Origin of the sequence: Streptomyces sp. NPDC052040 (assembly GCF_044548405.1) — a bacterium.
Taxonomy (GTDB): Bacteria; Actinomycetota; Actinomycetes; order Streptomycetales; family Streptomycetaceae; genus Streptomyces.
The window spans coordinates 71,702-93,299 of record NZ_JBIUBV010000001.1 but is presented as its reverse complement, the minus strand read 5'-3'; the positions used below and the strand labels follow the sequence as shown (position 1 = coordinate 93,299).

The following is a 21,598-nucleotide window of genomic DNA, read 5'->3' as shown; positions in this document are numbered from 1 at the left end:
CGCCCCGGCCCGGTCGGCCTCGCCTAGGCGGCTTCCGGAGCCCAGTGCGGCAGTGGCTCCACCTGCTGGAGCCACTCCGCGGGCGGCGTCCCCGGCTTCCCGGAGGCGATCACCGAGCCGACGATGGCGCAGGTCGTGTCCATGTCCCCGCCGACCTGGGCGGTGGCCCAGAAACCCTGCCGATAGTCGCCGAGGGCGCGCGCCGCGGACCACAGCGCGAAGGGCACCGTGTCGTGCGCCGTGGTGCGCCGCCCGCAGCCCAGTACGGCCGCGACGGTCCCCGCGTCGCCGTAGTCGAGCATGTCCCGGGCGCGGCGCAGTCCCATGCCGACGGCGCTCTTGGGCACCAGTGCGATCACCCCGTCGAGGAGGGCCGCGGCGCTCGGCGGTCCCGCGGGATCCGCGGCCAGGGCGGCGGCCGCGGCGACCGCCATCGCTCCCGCAACGGCCTCGCGGTGCTGGTGGGTCGGGTAGGCGGAGATCTCCGCCTGGTGGGTTGCCTGCTCGGGGTCGTCCGCGTACCAGGCGCCGATGGGGGCGGCCCGTACCGCCGCGCCACTGCCCCAGGAGCCATGGCCCCGGAACAGCGCGGCGGCCAGTTCACGCCAGTCGCCCCCGGCCGCGATGCGTTCCAGCAGCAGGTCGATCGCCGGTTCGTGGCGCCGGGCGGCGCCGTGGTGCTCGGCCAGGGACCGGGCCAGCGCGTCCTGGTCGACCCTGCGGTGCGCGGCCAGTACGGCGAGCACGGAGCAGGCCATCTCCGTGTCGTCCGTCCAGGGCCAGGGTCCGGACGGCAGCTCACGGCGCTGGAGCAGCGGATAGTTCGCGGGGAGGAAGAACTGCGCGCCGAGCGCGTCCCCCAGTGCCAGCCCTCGCAGGGCCGCCAGGGCGCGTACCGCACGTCCTTCGGGAGAGTCAGCGATCATCTCTCCGCCACTCTATCCCGTGATCCAGTAGGGGTCCGGATCGCGCCAGCGCTCGAACGGCCGGTCGAGGGTGTATCTGCCGTCCTCCTTGAGGAGGAGCATGCGCGTCTCGCCGTTCCCGGGGTTGGAGAGCGACTCGAATTCGGCGACCGTCCAGTGGAACCAGCGCATGCAGAAGAGCCGCATCGCCAGTCCATGGGTCACCAGCAGGACGTTCGGCGGGTGGTCGGGGGCCTCGAAGCTGCGGAAGAGGCTCTCCAGGAAGCCGCCGACCCGGTCGTAGACGTCGGCGCCGGACTCCCCCTGGGCGAAGCGGTAGAAAAAGTGCCCGTACGCGTCCCGGTAGGTCTTCTGGAGGCGTACGTCCTCGCGGTCCTGCCAGTTGCCCCAGTCCTGCTCGCGCAGCCGGGGCTCCTCGCGCACACGGACGAGATCGGGGTCCAGGTGGAAGGCGCGGAGCGTCTCATGGGTGCGGCGGTAGGGGGAGACGTACACGCTGACCTGCTCCCGGCCGAAGACCTCCCGCAGCCGCTTGCCCGTCTCCTCCGACTGCCGCCAGCCCTTCTCGGTCAGCCGCAGCGCATGGTCGGGTTCGCGTTCGTACACGGAGTCATCGGCATTGCCCACCGACTCGCCGTGCCGGACAAGGACGATGCGCCGTGGTCGTGCCATGCCAAAACCCTAGATCGAGTGACGGCCGAACGGGCACTCGAGGGGCCTCCCCCGGCGCAGGTCACACCGTGTGTTTCCCCACGCACTCGGTCCGGATTCCAAACTCATCGGGCCGTGAGAGGGTCGGAGACGCGGCCGACCGGGCTCCTCGCGCCGCCCGGAACCCGGGGCCGCCCCGACCGTCACACCGCTTCGGCCCTCACACCGTCCAGGAGGGTTCCAGTTCCACGATGTCGCCGGTCAGCGCGGCGACGTCCGCCTCCGTCCGGGCCCTCAGCGCCAGGCGCTCCACCCGCTCCTCGCGGTACTTGCCGTGCTCCGCCGACGACTGCCACATGGACAGAATGAGGAACTCGGACCCCGGGCCCTCGCCGAACAGTCCGCGGATCATGCCGGGCGAGCCCGCCATGGCCGGGTTCCAGACCTTCTCCTGCATCAGGGCGAAGTGCTCGGCCCGCTCCTCGTGGACCCGGCAGTGGGCGACACGCACCAGATCGGCGTCCGAGAACCGGGGCTCGAAGCCGGTCTTCACATCGAAGCGGTGGTCGAACAGGCGTACCTGCTGATCCTTGAAGGTGCCGGACTGCGACGCGGCCAGCCGGTCGTGGGAGCGCGCCATGAAGGAGTCGTAGAAGGCGCGGCTCTCCCAGAACGCGAAGACATGCGCGACACCGGGCCTCACCCTGCTGAAGCCCCCGCCCTGCCCGCGGAAGCCCGGCTCCCCCGGCAGCCCCGCCCACTTCCGCTGCCCCCGTTCGAAACCGCGGCGGTCCACCACGGTGCAGCGAGTCCACTTGACCAGCACCGCGCCATCGTACGGCCCATCGCGTGGCGCCGGTCACTCTCCGGCCCGGTGCACTCCGACGAGTGCACCGGCGCGCGAGGCACAATGGACAACTGGGCTGCGGCGCACCAGAGTTCGCGCGTAGCCATGGAGTCGGGGAGGGAAGCGGGATGAGCGGTTTCAACAAGGGACTCGGCAAGGTCGAGCTGGCACTGAAGTGGGATCCCAGTCCGAACGGCGGGGCGGCCACCGACCTCGACCTGGTGGCCGCGACCTATCTGGCGGACGATCCCCATGGGGCGCCCGCCTATGTGGTCCACTTCGACAGCCGCTCCCCCGACGGCACGATCTACCTCAACCGCGACAGCCTGGACGGCAAGGGCTTCGGCTGGGACGAGGTCATGATCCTCGAACTCAACCGGCTCGACAGCCGCTACGCACGCGTGGTGGCCGGTGTCGTGATCCAGCAGCGGACCGGCCGCCGGACGTTCGTCGACGTCCTGAATCCGGCAGTGCGGCTGCGCGAGGGGTACACCGTGCTCGCCGAGGACGACTTCGGCGGTGTCCTCGGGGCCACGGCGGCCGCGGTGGCCGAGTTCGTCCGCGACGGCTCGGGCGAGTGGACCCTCCGCCCGGGACTCCACGGCTACGACACGGACCCGGAGAGCTTCGCCCACGTCATGGGCGAGGCCCACGGCTCCTGACGCCGCACCGCTCCCCCGCGGGACGGCCAGGACGCCGAAGGGCGGCACGGCCGGTGGCCGTGCCGCCCTGGGCGGGGTCGGATCAGCTGCAACCGCTCGTGGAGCCGCAGCCCTCGCAGATGTAGCAGGAGCCCGCCCGCTGCATCTTGGTGCCGCAAGAGAAGCACAGCGGGGCGTCGGCCTGGATGCCCAGCTGCATTTCGACCAGTTCGGCGCTGGTGTGCGCCTGCTGGGGGGCAGGCCGGGCCGTCGGGGCCTCCGCCCGCGGGGTGGCGACGGCCTTCAGCTCCTGGGCGCGCGGGGCCGACTGGGCCAGGCCCTCGACGTCGACCTCGTCCTCGGCGGACTCGTAGGAGCCGGTCTCCAGGTGGCGCTCGCGCTCCTCGGCGGAGTGGATGCCGAGCGCGGAGCGCGTCTCGAAGGGCAGGAAGTCCAGCGCCAGGCGGCGGAAGATGTAGTCGACGATCGACTGCGCCAGACGTACGTCCGGGTCGTCGGTCATACCGGACGGCTCGAAGCGCATGTTGGTGAACTTCGAGACGTACGTCTCCAGCGGCACCCCGTACTGGAGGCCCACCGAGACCGCGATGGAGAAGGCGTCCATCATGCCCGCGAGGGTCGAGCCCTGCTTGGACATCTTCAGGAAGACCTCGCCCAGACCGTCGTCCGGGTAGGAGTTGGCGGTCATATAGCCCTCGGCGCCGCCCACCGTGAAGGAGGTGGTGATGCCGGGGCGGCCCTTCGGGAGGCGCTTGCGGACCGGGCGGTACTCGACGACCCGCTCCACCGTGGGCTCGACGGCGGCGGGCGCCTCGGCCTTCCCCTGTTCGGGCTCCTTCTTCTTGGCCGAGAGCGGCTGGCCGACCTTGCAGTTGTCGCGGTAGATCGCGAGCGCCTTGATGCCGAGCTTCCAGGCCTCGAAGTAGATCTCCTCGACCTCCTCGACGGTCGCCGTCTCCGGCATGTTGACCGTCTTGGAGATGGCGCCGGAGATCCACGGCTGGATCGCGGCCATCATGCGGACATGGCCCATCGGGGAGATGGTGCGCTCGCCCATGGCGCAGTCGAAGACCTCGTAGTGCTCCTGCTTGAGGCCCGGCGCGTCGATCACATGGCCGTGCTCGGCGATGTGGGCGACGACCGCCTCGATCTGCTCCTCCTGGTACCCGAGGCGGCGCAGCGCCTGCGGCACGGTGCCGTTGACGATCTGCATCGAGCCGCCGCCGACCAGCTTCTTGAACTTGACCAGCGCGAGGTCCGGTTCGACACCGGTGGTGTCGCAGGACATCGCGAGACCGATGGTGCCGGTCGGGGCGAGGACGGAGGCCTGGGAGTTGCGGAAGCCGTTCTTCTGGCCGAGGCGGAGCACGTCCTGCCAGGCCTCGGTGGCGGCGGCCCACACCGGGGTGTCGAGGTCGTCCTTGCGGACCGCCTCTGCGTTGGCGTCGGCGTGCTGCCGCATGACCCGCAGATGCGGCTGCTCGTTGCGGGCGTAGCCGTCGTACGGGCCGACGACCGCGGCCAGCTCGGCGGAGCGGCGGTAGGCGGTGCCGGTCATCAGGGAGGTGATGGCACCGGCGAGGGCGCGGCCGCCGTCGGAGTCGTAGGCGTGGCCGGTCGCCATGAGGAGGGCGCCGAGGTTGGCGTAACCGATGCCGAGCTGGCGGAAGGCGCGGGTGTTCTCGCCGATCTTCTCGGTCGGGAAGTCCGCGAAGCAGATGGAGATGTCCATCGCGGTGATGACCAGCTCGACGACCTTGGCGAAGCGCTCGGTCTCGAAGGACTGGCGGCCGTTGCCGTCGTCCTTGAGGAACTTCATCAGGTTCAGCGAGGCGAGGTTGCAGGACGTGTTGTCCAGGTGCATGTACTCGCTGCACGGGTTGGAGCCGTTGATACGGCCGGACTCCGGACAGGTGTGCCAGTGGTTGATCGTGTCGTCGTACTGGATGCCCGGGTCGGCGCAGGCCCACGCGGCCTCGGCCATCTTGCGGAAGAGCGCCTTGGCATCGACCTCCTCGATGACCTCGCCGGTCTTGCGGGCACGCAGGCCGAACCTGCCCCCGGCCTCGACGGCCGTCATGAAGGTGTCGTTGACGCGGACCGAGTTGTTGGCGTTCTGGTACTGGACGGAGGTGATGTCGTCTCCGCCGAGGTCCATGTCGAAGCCCGCGTCGCGCAGGGCGCGGATCTTCTCCTCCTCCTTGACTTTGGTCTCGATGAAGTCCTCGACGTCCGGGTGATCGACGTCCAGGATGACCATCTTGGCGGCGCGGCGGGTGGCACCGCCGGACTTGATCGTGCCCGCGGAGGCGTCCGCGCCGCGCATGAAGGAGACCGGGCCGGAGGCGGTGCCGCCGGAGGAGAGCAGTTCCTTGGAGGAACGGATGCGGGAGAGGTTCAGGCCGGCGCCGGAGCCGCCCTTGAAGATCATGCCCTCTTCCTTGTACCAGTCGAGGATCGACTCCATGGAGTCGTCGACGGACAGGATGAAGCAGGCCGAGACCTGCTGGGGCTGTGTGGTGCCGACGTTGAACCAGACGGGGCTGTTGAAGCTGAAGATCTGGTGCAGGAGGGCGTACGCGAGTTCGTGCTCGAAGATCTCCGCGTCGGCGGGCGAGGCGAAGTAGCCGTGGTCCTCGCCGGCCTTGCGGTACGTCGTCACGATGCGGTCGATCAGCTGCTTGAGGCCGGTCTCGCGCTGCGGGGTGCCGACGGCACCGCGGAAGTACTTGCTGGTGACGATGTTGACCGCGTTCACCGACCAGAACTCGGGGAACTCGACGCCGCGCTGCTCGAAGTTGACCGAGCCGTCGCGCCAGTTGGTCATGACGACGTCACGGAGCGCCCACTCGACCTCGTCGTACGGGTGCACGCCGGGGGTGGTGTGGATGCGCTCGATCCGCAGCCCCTTGGTGGCCTTGGCGCCCTTGGCTCGGGAACCTCGCGCCGGACCGCTCGCGGTCTCTGTCATGCCGCCTCCCTCTACCGGGCGAAAACGCCCTGAAGTGCCCTTTTCTTCCCCTGGCACGATGTGAATGTCTGCATGGTCATGCGCGCCCGCGCGTACGGGGTCGCCCATGACAGGTCTGTGTGCACCGCCGACTGGCGATGCCTGCCGGTGGTTCACCGGCGTGTCCGCCCGCTGTCGTCAGTCGGCGGTGGTGGCGGGCACGGAGGCGCCTGCCGTCCCCCCGGCACCGCGGTCGGTTCCCCGACGCTCCGCGACGGCACTCTCGCGGCCGTCGTCCGCGGCGGGGCAGTCCCGCTGCTGTTCCCTGAGTTCCGCGATGGCGGCCTCGAAGTCCTCCAGCGAGTTGAACGCCCGGTAGACGGACGCAAAGCGCAGAAAGGCAACGAGGTCGAGTTCCTGCAAGGGGCCGAGTATGGCCAGACCCACGTCGTGGGTGGTCAGCTCGGCGCTCCCGGTGGCCCGGACCGCCTCTTCGACCCGCTGGCCGAGCTGGGCGAGGGCGTCCTCGGTGACAGGCCGTCCCTGGCATGCCTTGCGCACACCGTTGATGACCTTGGTACGGCTGAAGGGTTCGGTGACTCCGGACCGCTTCACCACCATGAGCGAGCACGTCTCCACGGTCGTGAAACGACGGGAGCAGTCGGGGCACTGGCGGCGCCTGCGGATGGACGTTCCGTCGTCGGTCGTACGACTGTCGACCACACGGCTGTCGGGGTGCCTGCAGAAGGGGCAGTGCATGGCTCCAACCCTCCTTTTCAGCACGACTCATGGACCCCGCGGACCTCAGGGATCCCTCGAAGCAGCCTCAAGCATAGGCGATCGCCCGAGTGGGGAAGACCGCGGGGACCACAACTTGTGGGCCAGAGTTTCAATCCAACCACTAGATGTAGCGATCGGCTGGCACCATGCGGTCGCGACACGCCCATCGCGGACCATCGCGGACCGGGAGACGGGGGGCCAGGGGGCGCTGCGGAGCGGGACCCGTGCGGGGATCCGGTGGACGGCGCATGGAAGAAAAGGAAGAAGGAGCGACGGCTACGCGCCCTGCGCGAAGCCGGGTGGCAGACTGAGAACGGCTCCGCCGCGGCGGCCCACAAGGCCTTCGCCGCGGCGCCGGACAGTACCGCAGCGAGCACGTCCACACTCTCTACCGCGCCCCCTCTTCCGCTCCTGCTCGCTCCGCCTCCGCGCGAGGGCCGTCGGGGGATGCCGGGACAGCTCGCGCCATACACCCCGAGACCCCCTTACGTCAGTTAATTCGGCGTTTTTCACTCGAACGTGTGTTTGGCGCAACCTTTCGAAAGCAACTACCGTTGTCCTGCACGGGAGACCATCGAGAGGGGCCGACGTGACCACCACCGCAGACAGTGCCACCATCACTGGCCAGGACCGCTCCCAGGGCCGACTCGAGCCGGTGCACACCATGAACGAAGCCACGAACCCTGAGGGGCCCAAGAGGTCCCTGCCCGGACGACCTCCAGGCATCCGGGCGGACAGCTCAGGGCTGACCGACCGGCAACGCCGGGTGATCGAGGTCATCCGGGACTCCGTGCAGCGCCGCGGCTACCCGCCGTCAATGCGCGAAATCGGCCAGGCAGTGGGCCTTTCCAGCACCTCTTCGGTGGCGCATCAGCTGATGGCCCTGGAGCGCAAGGGCTTCCTGCGCCGCGACCCGCACCGCCCGCGCGCCTACGAGGTGCGCGGCTCGGACCAGGCGTCCTCGGTGCAGCCCACCGACACCGCCGGGAAGCCGGCCGCGTCCTACGTCCCGCTCGTCGGCCGGATCGCCGCCGGCGGGCCCATCCTCGCCGAGGAGTCGGTCGAGGACGTGTTCCCGCTGCCGCGACAGCTGGTGGGCGACGGCGAGCTGTTCGTGCTGAAGGTCGTCGGCGACTCGATGATCGAGGCCGCGATCTGCGACGGCGACTGGGTCACGGTCCGCCGCCAGCCCGTCGCCGAGAACGGTGACATCGTCGCCGCCATGCTCGACGGCGAGGCCACCGTCAAGCGCTTCAAGCGGGAGGACGGCCATGTCTGGCTGCTTCCCCACAACTCGGCCTATCAGCCGATCCCCGGTGACGAGGCGACGATCCTCGGCAAGGTGGTGGCGGTGCTGCGACGCGTGTGACACGGTCGCGGCGGGCGGCCCTTCGGACGCCCCCTTGATCCGGGCCCCGGGACCCCTGCGCCGGTTCCGGGGCCCTGTGCTGTCCGGCGCCGGGTGCGACCCGCGCCGCATCGGTAGCCGCTGGGGGCAGGGCTTCATGAGCCCTGCCCCCAGCGGTGGCCACCTGCCCTCGCAGGTCACACGCCCTGGGCCGTGGCCGCCGCGTCGATGGCCGCCAGCGACTTGCGCACCTGGTTACGGTCCGTGGTGTACCAGAAGTCGGGGAGCGAGGCCTTCAGATAGCTGCCGTAGCGGGCCGTGGCGAGCCGCTGGTCCAGTACGGCGACCACACCACGGTCTCCGGAGGCCCGTACGAGACGGCCGGCGCCCTGGGCCATCAGCAGTGCGGCGTGTGTGGCGGCCACCGCCATGAAGCCGTTGCCCCCGTCGTCCTCCACGGCCTTCTGGCGGGCGCTCATCAGCGGGTCGTCGGGGCGGGGGAAGGGGATCTTGTCCATGACGACCAGCTGGCAGCTGGGTCCGGGGACGTCGACTCCCTGCCAGAGCGAGAGCGTCCCGAAGAGGGAGGTCTTCGGATCGGCCGCGAAGTTCTTGATCAGCTCGCCGAGCGTCTCCTCCCCCTGGAGGAGGATCGGGAACTCGGGGATCCGGGTGCGCAGCTCCTCGGCGGCGAGCTGGGCCGCCCGCATCGACGAGAACAGCCCCAGGGTCCGTCCGCCGGCCGCCTGGACCAGCTCCGTCAGCTCGTCCAGCATGTCCGCGCGGTCGCCGTCCCGTGCGGGGCGAGCCAGATGCTTCGCGACGTAGAGGATGCCCTGCTTCGGATAGTCGAAGGGGGAGCCGACGTCGACGCCCTTCCACTGCGGCAGGTCCTCGCCCTCCGTGCCCTCGGGGGCGAGACCGAGGGATCCGGCCACTCCGTTGAAGTCTCCGCCCAGCTTCAGCGTGGCGGAGGCCAGGACCACCGAGCGGTCCGTGAACAGCTTCTCCCGGAGCAGCCCGGACACCTTCAGCGGGGCGACGCGCAGCGAGGCACCGAACCGGTCGTGGCGCTCGTACCAGACGACGTCCCATTCGGAGCCGGTGGTGATCCGCTCCGCCACGTCGTGCACGCTCTCCACCGAGGCCAGCGCCTGCTTGCGCACGGCGTCCTCGTCCTGGACCGATCTGTCCCGGGTGTTGCCCAGGGCAGAGATGACGGCCCGGGCGGCGTCCCGCAGGGCCATCAGGGCATGGCCGAGGTCCTCCGGGAGCTCCTCCAGCCGCCCCGGAAGGGCCAGTTCCATCAGTCGTTCGAAGCCCTCGGCGGCTGTCTGGAGCTGGTCCGCGGCCTTCTCGTCGACGAGCCTGGCGGCACGGCGCACCGCCCGGTTGACCTGGCCGGGGGTGAGTTCACCGGTGGCGACCCCGGTCACCCGGGAGACCAGCTCATGGGCCTCGTCGACGATCAGCACCTCGTGCTGCGGGAGGACCGGCGCGCCCTCGATGGCGTCGATGGCGAGCAGCGCGTGATTGGTGACGATCACCTCCGCCAGCTTGGCCCGCTCACGGGCCATCTCGGCGAAGCACTCGGCGCCGTAGGCGCACTTGGAGGCGCCGAGGCACTCCCGGGACGACACCGACACCTGAGCCCAGGCGCGATCGGAGACACCGGGGGTGAGGTCGTCGCGGTCGCCGCTCTCCGTCTCCTGGGACCAGTCGCGCAGCCGCAGCAGGTCCTGTCCCAGCTTGCTACTGGGTGCCGCGGCCTCGAACTGGTCGAAGAGGCCGTCCTCCTCGTCCTGAGGCATGCCCTCGTGCAGCCGGTGCAGGCACAGATAGTTCGACCGGCCTTTGAGCATCGCGAACTCCGGACGGCGGCGCAGCAGCGGATGCAGCGCCTCCACCGTGCGCGGCAGGTCCCGCTCCACCAGCTGGCGCTGGAGCGCCAGGGTGGCGGTCGCCACCACGACGGGCTCCCCGTGTGCGAGCGCGGGCACCAGATAGCCGAGCGACTTTCCGGTGCCGGTGCCGGCCTGGACCAGCAGGTGGGTGCCGTCGTCGATGGCCTCCTCGACGGCGTGGGCCATGGTCACCTGGCCGGGGCGCTCCGTGCCGCCGACGGCCGCGACGGCTGCATGCAGGAGTTCGGGGAGTGAGGGCTTCGTCATAGCGCGACCACCCTACGGCCCCGCACTGACAAGCCGGGCACGAAGGCGGGGGCGCACCCTGCCCGGACGGGTGGTGCGGGGGGACCAGGACGGGTCGGCGGCCCGTGCGGGGCGGGCTCCGGAGGCGGCCCGGGCCCGGCGGGCGGACAGATTCTGCACAGAACTCCTCGGACCGGGAACCCGCGGGGAACACGGGTCGTTACGCAGAGTGATGACGGTCTTACAGCAGATGGCGCAGGATCCGATCTCTGATCATGAGGGCGGCCCGTTTCCCGGGCAGGTCGACCTCGGCGGAGAGCCGGAAGCCCGCGCCGAGAAAGGCGGCGATGGAGGGTGTGTTGCGTAGGTCGGGTTCGGCGACGACACGGGCACAGGCGGGGCGGCGGTCGAGGGCGAGATCGGCCACGGCTCGCAGCAGGGCCGAGCCGAGGCCCCGTCCCCGGGCGGAGACTTCTCCGATGAGGAGGTGGATGCCGATGTCGTGGGGGCGGGCGGGGTAGTGACGGGCCAGGGGGTCCAGGTCGGCGCGGTAGACCTCCCAGTAGCTCATGGGGGTTCCGTCGAGTACGCCGAGGCAGGGGACGCTGCGTCCGTCACCGGCGAGCTGGGCGCGCACATGCCGCCCGGTCACCGACTCATCGCCCGCCAGCTGCCAGAAGACGGCGACGGTGGGGTCGTTCATCCACCGGGCGAGGAGGCGGAGATCGCGTTCGAGGCGGACCGGAAGGAGGTGGAAGGCACCGACCGGGGTGCTGGTCGGACCCCAGTCGGCGACCTGGCCGACGAGGCCGGTGTCCTGCGGCACGGACACGGGGGCGTGGACAGGGGCGGTGGGTGCGGCGGGAACGTCGTCCGGGTCGGCGGCCGGGGTGGGCACCATGGGGCTCGTCTCCTCCTCCGTGTACAGCGCCGTGAACCCCTCGGGCAGCCGGAGGTCGAGGGTGTCCTCGCCCTCCGGGCCGCCGACCGGGCCCGGGCCGCGGGCCGGCACGGCTTCCGGGCGGCGGACGGGGCCCATGCCGGTGAGGGGCCTCGACGCGGAGGCGGTGTCGGCGTCGGTGCTGGCATCGGTGGCAGACACGGCGACGCTCCTCTCAGAAGACGGGACGGGGCATGGTCCTCAGGAGTGAAGGGGGTTGGTGAGGGTGATGTAGACCGACTGGGTGTCCACCGGGCCGACGAGTTCGTCGAGGCCGTGCAGCCGGGTCAGCAGATTGGCCTTGCAGCGCAGCACGGGTGAGTCGAGCAGCCGGGCCGGGAGGGAGGTGCGCAGCCGTTCGGGACCGGTGGCCGCGTCGGCGAGGAAGCGGCGGAACGCGGCGAGCAACAGCCTTTCGTCCACGAGTCGTTGGGAGCCGAAGGCGCCGATGAGGCCGAGCACGTTGTTGATGCCGAGGTAGTAGGCGAAGCGTTCGTCGGTGACCTCGTCGGAGACGAATGTGTCGCTGTGCTCGCCGATGCCGGTCAGCCGGGCGTCGAGTTCCGCGCGGCGGGACGCACGGAAGTAGTAGCCCTGGTTGTCCCGGTAGCGGCCGCCCGCGGGCCAGCCCTCGGGGTCCAGCAGGACGACGGTGTTCTGCTGGTGCGCTTCGAGTGCGATGCCCGCCTCGCCGTCCAGCCAGAGGACGGGCCGTACGACCTGGGCGAGGTAGCGCAGGAACCACTCGGTGGAGACGGCGTCGCGGGGACGTGCGGTACGTCCGGTGAGGCGCGCGATGATCTCCGCCAGCCGGGAGGGGTGGTCGGGGTGCTGCTGTCCGGCGGTGCGGGTGCGGCATCGGGGTGCGACGAGTCCGGCGACGCAGTACGCGTGGCCCGCCGGGGTGAAGGGGTTGTGGCGGATCATCACGTCCAGACCGGGCACGGGGGTGCCGTCCGCCTGGTCGACGGCGAGCCAGGCGGGGTCGCGGACGATGTCGAAGCCGGGGTGGGCCGCCCGCCACTCCTCGCTCAGGCCGCCGCGCAGCAGCCGGTGCACCTCGACACCGCGGTGGAGTTCCTTGCGGAGGTTCTCGCGGCGGGAGTTGGTGATGGGCAGGCCGAGCGACAGCTTGAGCATCGCGGAGGTGCCCGGGCGGTACACGGTACGGACGGAGGAGGTGGGGTGCCAGGGCTCCCCGAGGGGACCGAGGTCCCGGAGCAGTCCGGTGTCCAGCAGGGCGCCGACAGCGGGGCGGTGCAGGACGTCGCGGGCCTGCCAGGGGTGCAGCGGGAGCGCGGCGAAGCCGTCGGGCAGGGAGAGGGACGGGCCCCCGAGGCGTTCGGCCAGCCGGAGGGCGGACACGGGCCGTCCGCGTTCGGTCCAGGCCGAGTCGGTGGCGAGGACGGAGGGTGCGACCGCGAACCAGTGCAGCGGGAAGGCGCCGCGCAGCTCGGGTGAGTAGAGCCGGGCCTCGGCGTCGGTGAGGCCCTCACGGCTCTTGGCCGTGGGGTGCGTGGGGTGGCCGAGCAGCAGGGCCTGCTCCGCGGAGAGGAAGCCGTCGGCGGTGTCCGCGGGCCGGGCGCGGCGGTCCGCGATAAAGAGCGCCGTCCGGCGGGCGGAGTCGGCGACCTGGCGCGCCAGGTCGCCGGCATGGCTGGAACCGAACGCCTGCGCCTGTCCGCTGCCCTCGGCCTGCGGGGCCTGCGGGGCCTGCGGGGCCACGGTGTCTCCGCTGTGCGCGGGGGTGGCGGGGGGCGCGCTCGCGGTCGTCTCGCGTGCCAGCAGTGCTGCCAGGGTCACGGCGTCCACGGGCGGGGCCCATGCGGGGGTGCCCGCCAGCCGGGGCGGGCCGAAGCGGTGCCAGCCGGTGGCGGAACGGTAGTGGACCGGGACGTCGAGCGCGGCCCCGCTGGCGGCGAGCGGGATCCGCAGGACGGCACCGGCGGGAACGGCGAGGCCGGTCTCCCGCACCCAGCACCGCAGCAGGTTCTCCACGGTGGCGGCCTGGGCTGCCGTGTACGGGTCGGAGTGCTCCAGGGGGTCGGAGGACTCCCGGGGGGCGCTGGGCTCGGGAGTGGGGAGGTGCGCCGGGGGGCCCGAGTGGGCGGGGCGGTCGGGGCGGTCGGCGTGCGCCGGGGCGTTCGGGTGCGCGCTGGGGGTGGGGGGTTCCGGCGGGGATGGGGGGCGTTCGGGGGGTGGGGGCTGGTGGGGGAAGGGGGTGGGGGCCGGGGGGAGGTTGGAGGTTTCGGTGAGGGTGGGTTCCGGAGGGGCGGGTGGGGGGCTGACGGGGGATGTGGGGGTGGTGTTCAAGGGAGTTCCTGGGGGGTTGATGCGAGCGGGCGGGCGGCCCGGGCGGCGTTGCGGGCGACCGTGGTCACGGCGTCGGCGAACCGGTCCAGCACCGCGTCCGTCTGCTCGTCGCTGATCGTCAGGGGCGGGAGCAGGCGGACCACTCCGGCGTGGCGTCCGCCCAGTTCGACGATCAGGCCGCGCCGCAGGCATTCCCGCTGGACGGCGGCGGCCAGGGTGGGAGAGGCGGGGTGGGGGCCCGGGGTGCCGGGCGGTCCCGGTTCGGGGGCGGCATCGGGGTCGGGGTCGACCAGTTCGACACCGATCATCAGTCCCCGGCCCCGCACGTCTCCGACGCAGGGGAACGCTGCGGCCAGGGAGCGGAGTTGGGAGAGCATACGGGTGCCGAGGACGGCGGCGCGTTCGGCGAGGCCGTTCTCCCGGACGTGGGAGAGGGTGGCGGCCCCCGCGGCCATGGCGAGCTGGTTGCCGCGGAAGGTGCCGGCGTGCGCGCCGGGCTCCCACACATCGAGGTCGTCGCGGTAGACGACGACGGCGAGCGGCAGGCTGCCGCCGATCGCCTTGGAGAGGACCATCACGTCCGGGACCACCCCGCTGTGCTCGACCGCCCAGAACCGGCCGGTGCGTCCCACGCCCGTCTGCACCTCGTCGGCGATCAGCGGGATGGAGCGGGTCGCGGTGATCGTCCGCATACGGCGCATCCAGGTGTCCGGAGCGGGGTTCACCCCGCCTTCGCCCTGGACGGGTTCCAGGATCATCCCGGCGGGCAGCGGTACGCCCGACTTGGTGTCGTCGAGGAGGGACTCGGTCCAGCGGGCGGCGAGTTCGGCGCCGGGTTCGCCGCCGACCCCGAACGGGCAGCGGTAGTCCTGCGGATACGGCAGCCGGGTCACGCGTACATCGGTGGCGCCCCCGGAGGCTTCGAGGGCGCCCGCGGTCATCCCGTGGTAGGCGCCGGTGAAGGCGAGGATCCCGTCCCGTCCGGTGGCGATGCGCACCAGCTTGAGCGCGGCCTCCACGGCGTCCGTCCCGGCGGGTCCGCAGAACTGCACCCGCGCGCGGTCGGCGAAGGCGGGCGGCAGGGTGCGGAACAGCTCGGTGGTGAAGGCGTCCTTGACGGGGGTGGCCAGGTCCAGCACGTGCAGCGGCGCCCCGGAGTCGAGGACCTTGCGGATGGCTTCCAGGACCACGGGGTGGTTGTGCCCGAGGGCGAGTGTGCCCGCGCCGGAGAGGCAGTCGAGGTAGCGGCGGCCGTCGGCGCCCTCGATGGTGAGTCCGCGTGCCCGCACGGGCACGATGGGCAGGGCCCGGGCGTAGGTGCGCGCGGCGGACTCGCGCATCGACTGGCGGCGCAGAATGGACTCGTAGGCCGAGCGCGCTCCGCTGCTTGCCGGGGGCTCTTCCGGCCCGGGGCGGCGCCCCTCCGTATCGGTGTGCCCCACCGAGTCGCCCTCCTCCGGCACCACCGCAGTCTCCGACACGGTCACGACGTCAGTTCCTCCCACTGTTCAGAGGGGACGGGGGCGGGGGGCTCCGGCGCGTACGGCAGGTCACCCCGTACGTATCAACGACGTGAACGGGCGCTGGAAGCGGGTGGCACCAAGATCCTTGCCGTCCGACATCCGACATTCGACGTCCGATGTCCCCTGCCCGCCGCCCGCCGTCCCCTGCCCGCTGCCCGCAGTCCGCAGTCCGCTGCCCGGGCGGACCAGACAGCCGGTCCGGCCCGCGCAGCCCGCACGTCCCGCGCAGCCCGTACGGCGCGTATAGCCCGCACAGCCCGCGCAGCCCGTATGGCGCGGGTAGACCCCATAGCCCGCATGGGCTGCTCGGCGCGCGGTCCCCCGTCCCGGGCGGCATGGTGAGGGGTGCGGGTCCCTTCGGCCGGGAGGTTTCATGCGGGAGAAGCTGCTGAGCAGGATCGAGGACGAGTTGCTGCGGCTGCGCCACGATGTGGAGCGCAGTGCGCGGGACCGTTCGGGGCCGGTCGGCTTCGGTATCGACGGCGCCCTGGTCAGCGGCTTGACCGACGGCACGCTCACCCCGCAGCAGGAGAGGGAACTCGCCGGGCAGGTGGCGCGCCTGCTGCCCTACCACTGGGCGCAGTCAAATTCCTCCGCCGAGGCGATGTCCCAGGTCACCGACTCTCTCGGCGGTCAGCGCGAGCTGGCGGTCTGGCTCGACCGGTTTCCCGGCTTTCCCCGGCTGGCAGCCCGGTTGTATGTGTTCATGGGGCTCCTGGACCGGCTCAGCGAGAACTCCGCCGTGGTCACCGCGCTGCGCGAGGACCGGGAGCGGACGCCCTACCCTCCGGGTCTCCGGGGCTATCTGGTCCCGGAGACCGACGACGAGACGGTCGCCGGGATCTCCTTCAGGATCGAGGAGCACCTCAGTGACGGGGAGACGGACAAGGCGGTCGACCTGGCCCTCGCCATGGCGGACTGGCTCCGGCGGGCCGCACCGCGTGCCCAGGAGATCGATCCCGGGCTGCACGACCTGGGCGAGCTGATGGACCACAGCCACCAGGATCTCCAGGACGCCGCCGCCGAACTCCACCCGGCATAAGGGCCGTTCAGCGGGCCCTCGTCCCTTCAGGCGTCACCGTCCCTCACGCGGCCCGGTCGATGGTGACGTTGACGTGCTTCATGAGCGGCTGTTCGCTCTGGATGCTGTAGTCGCAGTGCGCGAGCAGTACGTTCATCTCCGGCATGTGACCGGCCGCGCAGCCGCGGGGGATGTCGTAGGGGATGGCGAGATAGCCGTCGAGATGGCGTCGGCTGCCGTCCTTGGCGGTGCTGGTGATGTCGACGGGGTCGAACTCGCCGATACCGCGGTCGCGCATGTCGTCCTGGTTCATGAAGACGAGGGTGCGCAGGTTTCTGACCCCGCGATAGCGGTCGTTGTCGGAGTAGATGGTGGTGTTCCACTGGTCGTGGGAACGCATGGTGCCCAGGGCCAGGCGGCCGGGGGCGGGGACCACGTCGGGCAGCGGCGCGGTGGAGAACTCGGCGCGGCCCGAGGGGGTGAGGAAGACCAGTTCGCGGGCGGGCTGCTTGATGCGGAAGCCGAGCGGCAGGCGCACCCTGCGGTTGAAGTCCTCGAAGCCGTCCAGGACTTGGGCCATGGTGTCGCGGATGCGGTCGTAGTCCTCGATGTACCACTCCCAGGGGGTGGGGCTGTCCGGCAGGGCCGCCCGGGCCAGGCGGGCGATGATGGCGGGCTCGGACAGCAGGTGTTCCGAGGCGGGCCGCTTCATGCCGAGGGAGAGGTGGACCATGCTCATGGAGTCCTCGACCGAGGTCCGCTGGATGCCGTGGCGCTGGTGGTCCTTCTCGGTGCGGCCCAGGCAGGGCAGGATGAGCGCCCTCCGGCCGTGCACCAGATGGCCGCAATCTGCCCTATCCGCGCCGCGCCCGGGTACTGGCCCTGGTGGCCGCCGCGATGACGGCGCTGGTGGGCTGCGGTGCGGTCCTCGCCGCCTGGGCGCGGCCGGGGAGCGGCGGGGCCGGGGTCGCCGCGGTGGTCGTGGCGACGGCGCTGGTCGCGGGGGCGACGAAGTTCGTATGCGACGCACCGGGCTGAGCGGACTGGGCGCGATGCTGCTGCTGTTCTCGTTCGCGGTGGCCGCCAATGGCTTGGCCGGGTGGGGTGATGTGCTCCCGTACAGCGCCCTTGCCGCGGCGGGAGCGGCGGTCGCGTGGCTGCTGGGGATGTCGGGTGCGCTGTTCCATCCGGACCGGCCGCAGCGGCTGGCGGTGGCCACGGCACTGCGGGGTCTTGCCGAACTGCTGGAGGCGTCCGGGGCCGGGGAGGACCCGCGGGGGACGCGGCACCGTACGACTGTGGCGGTCCTGCATGCCGATCGGTGCCTCGGCGTGGCGCCGTCGGCGGACGCCGGGCGGCCGGGGTCCGGCCGGGACACCGTCTTCGTCCGGCTGACCGATCTGTGCTGGGCTCTGCTGGCCGGCTCCGCCGGGCATTCGGGCCCCCACTCGGCCGCCGACCCGGCTGAGTCGACCGCTCCGCGCCCGGCTGCCGGTTCGGCGGAGCCGACCACCCCGCCCCGGCCGCCGAGCCGACCGCTTGGCCCGCGGCCCGAGTGCAGCACGGCGGCGGCCGAGATCGCCGCCCAGTAGCCGCGCTCCAGGCCCAGCAGGGCGGCGGCCCCGCCCGCCGCTCCGGTGCCCAGGGCCATCCGTACGGCGGGGACGGTCAGGACGGCGAGACGGCCGGTGCCCCGGCGCCGCCCGGTCAGAAGTTCGCCGGCGCGCCGGGCGGCGGGACCGCCGGGGGTCCGCGCAGCGGCCCGGGAGCCCGCCCCGCCGTACGGCTGCCGCAGACCGTACGGCTGCCGGAGGCCGTGGGCGCCACCCCGGTCAGGGCGGACAGCTCGTCCAGCACGACGGGAGCCCGGCGCCGCCGCCCGGTCAGCAGCCGGGCCTGCCGCCGCAGCAAAAACGCCGTCCCGGCCGGACTGGCGTCAACCTGCGCACCACGGCCCAGCGCGCCGTCCAGCGGACCCTGGGCACGGTCGGCGGGCTGCTGCTGGCGATCGGGGCCCTGGCCGCGCATCCCGGGCCCGTGGCGCTCACGGCGCTGGTCGTGCTCCTGGAATTCCTGCTGGAGTACGGGGTGGCCTTCAACTACGGCCTGGGCGTCGCCTTCCTCACGCCGATGGCGCTGCTGCTGAGCGATCTGGCCGCGCCCGCCCCGGCCGGGCAGCCGATCCCCGACCGGGTCCTGGGCAGCATCCTGGGCATCGCCGTGGCGCTGCTGTGCGCGCTGCTGGTGGTCCACGACCGGGCCGCGATCCGGGTGGAACGGGCGCTGGCCTCCTGCGAGGAGGCCGCGGAGCGGGCCGGACGGGCACTGGACCGGCTCACCGGGGTGCCGCCCGCCTTCGTTCAGGTGCATCTGGTGACGGCAGTCGTGGAACTGCGGGAGGCCGACGACGCGGCGGGCGGCTTGTAGCGGAACCGTTGCCGTCCGGGGGAAGGGCGCTCACCGCGGGCGCCTAGGGTGGGGGCCGTTCAAACAGGTCCGTGCCAGGGGGAGTTCACACCATGCGACGCATACGCCCGCTCTTCGCCGTCTCCGGGAGAGGGACCCCGCGCGGCCGGACCCGGCCCGTGCTGACGGCGGTCGGCCTCGCCGCGGCGCTGGCGCTGACCGCGACCGCGTGCGACTCCGGGGACGGTTCACGGGCGGCCGGCGGGGCGGGCTCGTCGGCGTCCGCCGCCGACGGGAAGAACAGGATCCCGGACGACATCAGGCGCAGGCTCCGGGAGCACGGGATCGACGTCGGAAAGTGGCAGAACGGCGCCTGGAAGAAGTGGACCAGGGCCGACTGGCTGCGTGAGGCCGACGACTTCATCAACCCCGTCATCAAGGGCTTGTGGAACCCGTCCCGGATGCGCGGGGCGAACGACCCCGACAAGGTGGTGGGCGCGGGCGACCTCGCGGGCGACCAGGGGGTCACCGACCCGGTCCCCACCCCGGTGACGGCACGGGCCGTTGCGCCCGCGTACCACGACCACGCGCCCACCGCGGGCAAGGTGTTCTTCGACTCCCCCAAGGGCACGATGGTCTGCTCGGCGACCGTGGTGAAGGACCCGGCGCACCCCGGCAAGTCCAACCTGGTGTGGACGGCGGGCCATTGTGTGCACGCGGGCAAGGACGGCGGCTGGTACCGCAACATCGTGTTCGTACCGGCGTACAACAACTCGGGCCTCACCACGGACCGGTTGAAGGACGCCCCGCGTCAGGAGGTCGCCCCGTACGGCGTCTGGTGGGGCGACTGGGCGCAGACCTCGCCCCAGTGGATCGCACAGGGCGACGAGACCGGCGGGCAGGGGGCGCCGTACGACTTCGCGGTGATCCATGTGACCCCGGAGAGCGGGCCCGGGGGTAAGTCGCTGGAGGAGACGGTCGGTTCGGCGCTCCCGGTGGACTTCGACGCTCCGGCCGTGCCGAAGGCCCCCCGCATCACGGCGAGCGGCTACCCGGCTGCGGCGCCGTTCGACGGGCAGAAGCTGTACCAGTGCCAGGACAGGCCGGGGCGGCTCTCCCTGCTGCGGACGGACCCGACGATGTACCGCATCGGCTGCACCATGACCGGCGGGGCGTCCGGCGGCGGCTGGGTGGAGCGGGACGCGCACGGGGTGCCGTCCCTGGTCTCCAACACCTCCATCGGTCCGGTGAAGGCAGGCTGGCTGGCCGGGCCCCGGCTGGGCAAGGAGGCCAAGGGCGTCTACGAGTCGGTCAGCGGCAAGTTCGCGAACCGGTGACCGCCCGCCACCACGGTCAGTGACCAAAGGCCCGCTCCCCGGACGGTGAGTCCAGGGGGCGGGCCTTTCGGCGGTCGCTGGAAGGCGCCGGACCGGGGGCGGGCCTTCAGGGCCGGGCGCTCCCGGGCCGGGGGCGGGCCTTCCGCGGGCGGGTCAGAGCGCCGGGGCCGGGACGTACGGTGCCAGCTCCGCCGCCAGTTCCTCGTGCACCCGGACCTTGACCAGCGTGCCCTCCGGGGTGTGCTCCTCGGAGATCACCTCGCCCTCGGAGTGGGCACGCGCGACCAGACGGCCCTCGGTGTAGGGCACGAGCGCCTCGACCTCGACGGACGGCCTGGGCAGCTCGTTGTCGATCAGGGCGCGCAGCTCCCCCATGCCCCGGCCGGTGCGGGCCGAGACCGCGAGGGCGCGCTTCTCGATCCGCAGCAGCCGCTGGAGCACCAGCGGGTCGGCCGCGTCCGCCTTGTTGATCACGACGATCTCGGGCACGTCCGTGGCGCCGACCTCGCGGATCACCTCGCGCACGGTGGCCAGCTGCTCCTCCGGATTCGGATGGGAGCCGTCCACCACGTGCAGGATCAGATCCGAGTCGCCGACCTCCTCCATGGTCGAGCGGAACGCCTCGACCAGGTCGTGCGGCAGATGCCGGACGAAGCCGACCGTGTCGGCCAGGGTGTACAGCCGCCCGCTCGGGGTCTCCGCGCGGCGCACGGTCGGGTCGAGGGTGGCGAACAGCGCGTTCTCCACCAGGACGCCCGCGCCCGTGAGGCGGTTGAGCAGGGAGGACTTTCCGGCGTTGGTGTAGCCCGCGATCGCGACCGAGGGCACCTTGTTGCGCCGGCGCTCCTTGCGCTTGATCTCGCGGCCGGTCTTCATCTCCGCGATCTCCCGGCGCATCCGCGCCATCTTCTCGCGGATCCGACGGCGGTCCGTCTCGATCTTGGTCTCACCGGGGCCTCGGGTCGCCAGGCCGCCGCCGCTGCCGCCGCCCATCTGCCGGGACATCGACTGGCCCCAGCCGCGCAGCCTGGGCAGCATGTACTGCATCTGGGCCAGCGCGACCTGCGCCTTGCCCTCCCGGGACTTGGCGTGCTGGGCGAAGATGTCCAGGATCAGCGCCGTGCGGTCGATGACCTTGACCTTGACGACGTCCTCGAGGTGGATCAGCTGGCCGGGGCTCAGCTCACCGTCGCAGATGACGGTGTCCGCGCCCGTGTCCACCACGACGTCCCGCAGCTCCGCGGCCTTGCCGGAGCCGATGTAGGTGGCCGCGTCGGGCTTGTCGCGGCGCTGGATGACGCCGTCGAGCACGAGCGCACCCGCGGTCTCCGCGAGGGCGGCCAGCTCGGCCAGCGAGTTCTCCGCGTCCTGCGCGGTCCCGGAGGTCCATACCCCGACGAGCACCACGCGCTCCAGGCGGAGCTGCCGGTACTCGACCTCGGTGACGTCCTCGAGCTCGGTGGACAGGCCCGCGACGCGGCGCAGGGCCGCGCGCTCGGAGCGGTCGAACTGGTCGCCGTCCCGCTCTCCGTCGATCTCGTGGCTCCAGGCGACGTCCTCTTCCATCAGGGCATCGGCCCGAAGACCCTCGGGGTGGGTGCGCTCGGGGCGCTTGGTGTCCTGGGAAGGGGAAGAAGAGGAGGTCATTGGGTCCTTACGTCGTTGGGATTCCGATTGCGGCGGTGGTGCGGGCCGTCGTGGCGCACACCCCGGGCACAGGTCACAACGCTCGGGCCGGCCGGGA

General features: G+C 72.0%; 18 protein-coding genes and 1 pseudogene. 7 read left to right on the top strand and 12 right to left on the bottom strand.

Annotated features, from left to right (window positions below; all coding sequences use genetic code 11):
* Nucleotides 1-23: 23 nt before the first annotated feature.
* The 3 genes from ACIHAA_RS00415 to ACIHAA_RS00405 all read right to left on the bottom strand — a co-directional run bounded on the left by ACIHAA_RS00415 (nucleotide 24) and on the right by ACIHAA_RS00405 (nucleotide 2,403).
* Complete coding sequence (locus ACIHAA_RS00415; protein WP_399811003.1) at nucleotides 24-926, bottom strand: ADP-ribosylglycohydrolase family protein; 903 nt, start codon at nucleotides 924-926, stop codon at nucleotides 24-26.
* Between the two features lie 12 nt (nucleotides 927-938).
* Nucleotides 939-1,598 carry a histidine phosphatase family protein gene (locus tag ACIHAA_RS00410; RefSeq protein ID WP_399811001.1) on the bottom strand — a complete coding sequence of 220 codons (660 nt, stop codon included), beginning with the start codon at nucleotides 1,596-1,598 and terminating at the stop codon, nucleotides 939-941.
* 199 nt (nucleotides 1,599-1,797) lie between these two features.
* Complete coding sequence (locus tag ACIHAA_RS00405) at nucleotides 1,798-2,403, bottom strand: YdbC family protein (protein ID WP_399810999.1); 606 nt, start codon at nucleotides 2,401-2,403, stop codon at nucleotides 1,798-1,800.
* Nucleotides 2,404-2,552: 149 nt separating this feature from the next.
* Here ACIHAA_RS00405 and ACIHAA_RS00400 point away from each other — a divergent pair, with 149 nt between their 5' ends.
* Nucleotides 2,553-3,086 (top strand): TerD family protein, encoded by a 534-nt coding sequence (locus ACIHAA_RS00400; protein ID WP_399810997.1) that lies wholly within the window; start codon nucleotides 2,553-2,555, stop codon nucleotides 3,084-3,086.
* An 82-nt stretch (nucleotides 3,087-3,168) separates the two neighbouring features.
* Here the strand turns inward: ACIHAA_RS00400 and ACIHAA_RS00395 are convergent, their stop codons facing one another.
* Nucleotides 3,169-6,057 (bottom strand): vitamin B12-dependent ribonucleotide reductase, encoded by a 2,889-nt coding sequence (locus tag ACIHAA_RS00395; RefSeq protein WP_399810995.1) that lies wholly within the window; start codon nucleotides 6,055-6,057, stop codon nucleotides 3,169-3,171.
* 177 nt (nucleotides 6,058-6,234) lie between these two features.
* A complete protein-coding gene (gene nrdR / locus ACIHAA_RS00390) occupies nucleotides 6,235-6,795 on the bottom strand; it encodes a transcriptional regulator NrdR (protein WP_399810993.1) in 561 nt (186 codons plus the stop codon).
* 610 nt (nucleotides 6,796-7,405) lie between these two features.
* Between nrdR and lexA the strand changes: the two genes are divergently transcribed.
* Nucleotides 7,406-8,185, top strand: a complete 780-nt coding sequence (gene lexA / locus ACIHAA_RS00385) for a transcriptional repressor LexA (RefSeq protein ID WP_399810991.1) — start codon at nucleotides 7,406-7,408, stop codon at nucleotides 8,183-8,185.
* Between the two features lie 176 nt (nucleotides 8,186-8,361).
* Here the strand turns inward: lexA and ACIHAA_RS00380 are convergent, their stop codons facing one another.
* From ACIHAA_RS00380 to ACIHAA_RS00365, 4 genes are all read right to left on the bottom strand, one after another.
* Complete coding sequence (locus ACIHAA_RS00380) at nucleotides 8,362-10,335, bottom strand: ATP-dependent DNA helicase (protein WP_399810990.1); 1,974 nt, start codon at nucleotides 10,333-10,335, stop codon at nucleotides 8,362-8,364.
* A gap of 220 nt (nucleotides 10,336-10,555) precedes the next feature.
* Nucleotides 10,556-11,416 carry a GNAT family N-acetyltransferase gene (locus ACIHAA_RS00375; RefSeq protein WP_399810987.1) on the bottom strand — a complete coding sequence of 287 codons (861 nt, stop codon included), beginning with the start codon at nucleotides 11,414-11,416 and terminating at the stop codon, nucleotides 10,556-10,558.
* Nucleotides 11,417-11,455: 39 nt separating this feature from the next.
* Nucleotides 11,456-13,567, bottom strand: a complete 2,112-nt coding sequence (locus ACIHAA_RS00370) for an IucA/IucC family protein (RefSeq protein ID WP_399810984.1) — start codon at nucleotides 13,565-13,567, stop codon at nucleotides 11,456-11,458.
* Entirely contained in the window at nucleotides 13,564-15,009 is a 1,446-nt protein-coding gene (locus ACIHAA_RS00365; RefSeq protein ID WP_399813663.1) for a diaminobutyrate--2-oxoglutarate transaminase family protein, read from the bottom strand. The genes ACIHAA_RS00370 and ACIHAA_RS00365 overlap by 4 nt, the downstream gene beginning before the upstream one ends.
* A gap of 454 nt (nucleotides 15,010-15,463) precedes the next feature.
* On the opposite strand from ACIHAA_RS00365, the gene ACIHAA_RS00360 reads away from it, so the two are divergent.
* Complete coding sequence (locus ACIHAA_RS00360) at nucleotides 15,464-16,132, top strand: hypothetical protein (protein WP_399810982.1); 669 nt, start codon at nucleotides 15,464-15,466, stop codon at nucleotides 16,130-16,132.
* Between the two features lie 43 nt (nucleotides 16,133-16,175).
* On the opposite strand, the pseudogene ACIHAA_RS00355 reads toward ACIHAA_RS00360, so the two are convergent.
* Nucleotides 16,176-16,952: pseudogene (locus tag ACIHAA_RS00355) on the bottom strand (molybdopterin dinucleotide binding domain-containing protein); the annotation flags it as partial.
* 44 nt (nucleotides 16,953-16,996) lie between these two features.
* Between ACIHAA_RS00355 and ACIHAA_RS00350 the strand changes: the two are divergent.
* Both ACIHAA_RS00350 and ACIHAA_RS00345 read left to right on the top strand, forming a co-directional pair.
* Nucleotides 16,997-17,149 (top strand): hypothetical protein, encoded by a 153-nt coding sequence (locus ACIHAA_RS00350; RefSeq protein ID WP_399813748.1) that lies wholly within the window; start codon nucleotides 16,997-16,999, stop codon nucleotides 17,147-17,149.
* Nucleotides 17,131-17,703, top strand: coding sequence for a hypothetical protein (locus ACIHAA_RS00345; protein WP_399810980.1), 573 nt, complete (start codon nucleotides 17,131-17,133; stop codon nucleotides 17,701-17,703). Before ACIHAA_RS00350 ends, ACIHAA_RS00345 begins: the two co-directional genes overlap by 19 nt.
* A gap of 115 nt (nucleotides 17,704-17,818) precedes the next feature.
* Here ACIHAA_RS00345 and ACIHAA_RS00340 read toward each other — a convergent pair whose 3' ends face one another.
* Nucleotides 17,819-18,139 carry a hypothetical protein gene (locus ACIHAA_RS00340; RefSeq protein ID WP_399813747.1) on the bottom strand — a complete coding sequence of 107 codons (321 nt, stop codon included), beginning with the start codon at nucleotides 18,137-18,139 and terminating at the stop codon, nucleotides 17,819-17,821.
* On the opposite strand from ACIHAA_RS00340, the gene ACIHAA_RS00335 reads away from it, so the two are divergent.
* On the top strand, nucleotides 18,053-18,538 hold the full coding sequence (locus ACIHAA_RS00335) for an FUSC family protein (protein ID WP_399813661.1): 486 nt from the start codon (nucleotides 18,053-18,055) through the stop codon (nucleotides 18,536-18,538). The genes ACIHAA_RS00340 and ACIHAA_RS00335 overlap by 87 nt on opposite strands.
* A gap of 92 nt (nucleotides 18,539-18,630) precedes the next feature.
* The gene (locus tag ACIHAA_RS00330; protein WP_399810978.1) at nucleotides 18,631-19,854 is read left to right on the top strand and encodes a trypsin-like serine peptidase; all 1,224 of its coding nucleotides are present in this window, start codon (nucleotides 18,631-18,633) and stop codon (nucleotides 19,852-19,854) included.
* 153 nt (nucleotides 19,855-20,007) lie between these two features.
* Here the strand turns inward: ACIHAA_RS00330 and hflX are convergent, their stop codons facing one another.
* Complete coding sequence (gene hflX, locus ACIHAA_RS00325) at nucleotides 20,008-21,501, bottom strand: GTPase HflX (RefSeq protein ID WP_399810976.1); 1,494 nt, start codon at nucleotides 21,499-21,501, stop codon at nucleotides 20,008-20,010.
* Nucleotides 21,502-21,598 lie beyond the last annotated feature (97 nt).

Excerpts from the sequence above, each read along its gene's own strand:
- ACIHAA_RS00380 (WP_399810990.1), bottom strand. The coding sequence starts at position 10,335 with ATGACGAAGCCCTCACTCCCCGAACTCCTGCATGCAGCCGTCGCGGCC.
- ACIHAA_RS00345 (WP_399810980.1), top strand. The coding sequence starts at position 17,131 with ATGCGACGCACCGGGCTGAGCGGACTGGGCGCGATGCTGCTGCTGTTC.
- ACIHAA_RS00360 (WP_399810982.1), top strand. The coding sequence starts at position 15,464 with ATGCGGGAGAAGCTGCTGAGCAGGATCGAGGACGAGTTGCTGCGGCTG.
- ACIHAA_RS00410 (WP_399811001.1), bottom strand. The coding sequence starts at position 1,598 with ATGGCACGACCACGGCGCATCGTCCTTGTCCGGCACGGCGAGTCGGTG.
- ACIHAA_RS00330 (WP_399810978.1), top strand. The coding sequence starts at position 18,631 with ATGCGACGCATACGCCCGCTCTTCGCCGTCTCCGGGAGAGGGACCCCG.
- ACIHAA_RS00340 (WP_399813747.1), bottom strand. The coding sequence starts at position 18,139 with ATGCGCGGCCAGGGCCCCGATCGCCAGCAGCAGCCCGCCGACCGTGCC.
- ACIHAA_RS00395 (WP_399810995.1), bottom strand. The coding sequence starts at position 6,057 with ATGACAGAGACCGCGAGCGGTCCGGCGCGAGGTTCCCGAGCCAAGGGC.
- ACIHAA_RS00415 (WP_399811003.1), bottom strand. The coding sequence starts at position 926 with ATGATCGCTGACTCTCCCGAAGGACGTGCGGTACGCGCCCTGGCGGCC.
- hflX (WP_399810976.1), bottom strand. The coding sequence starts at position 21,501 with ATGACCTCCTCTTCTTCCCCTTCCCAGGACACCAAGCGCCCCGAGCGC.
- nrdR (WP_399810993.1), bottom strand. The coding sequence starts at position 6,795 with ATGCACTGCCCCTTCTGCAGGCACCCCGACAGCCGTGTGGTCGACAGT.
- ACIHAA_RS00400 (WP_399810997.1), top strand. The coding sequence starts at position 2,553 with ATGAGCGGTTTCAACAAGGGACTCGGCAAGGTCGAGCTGGCACTGAAG.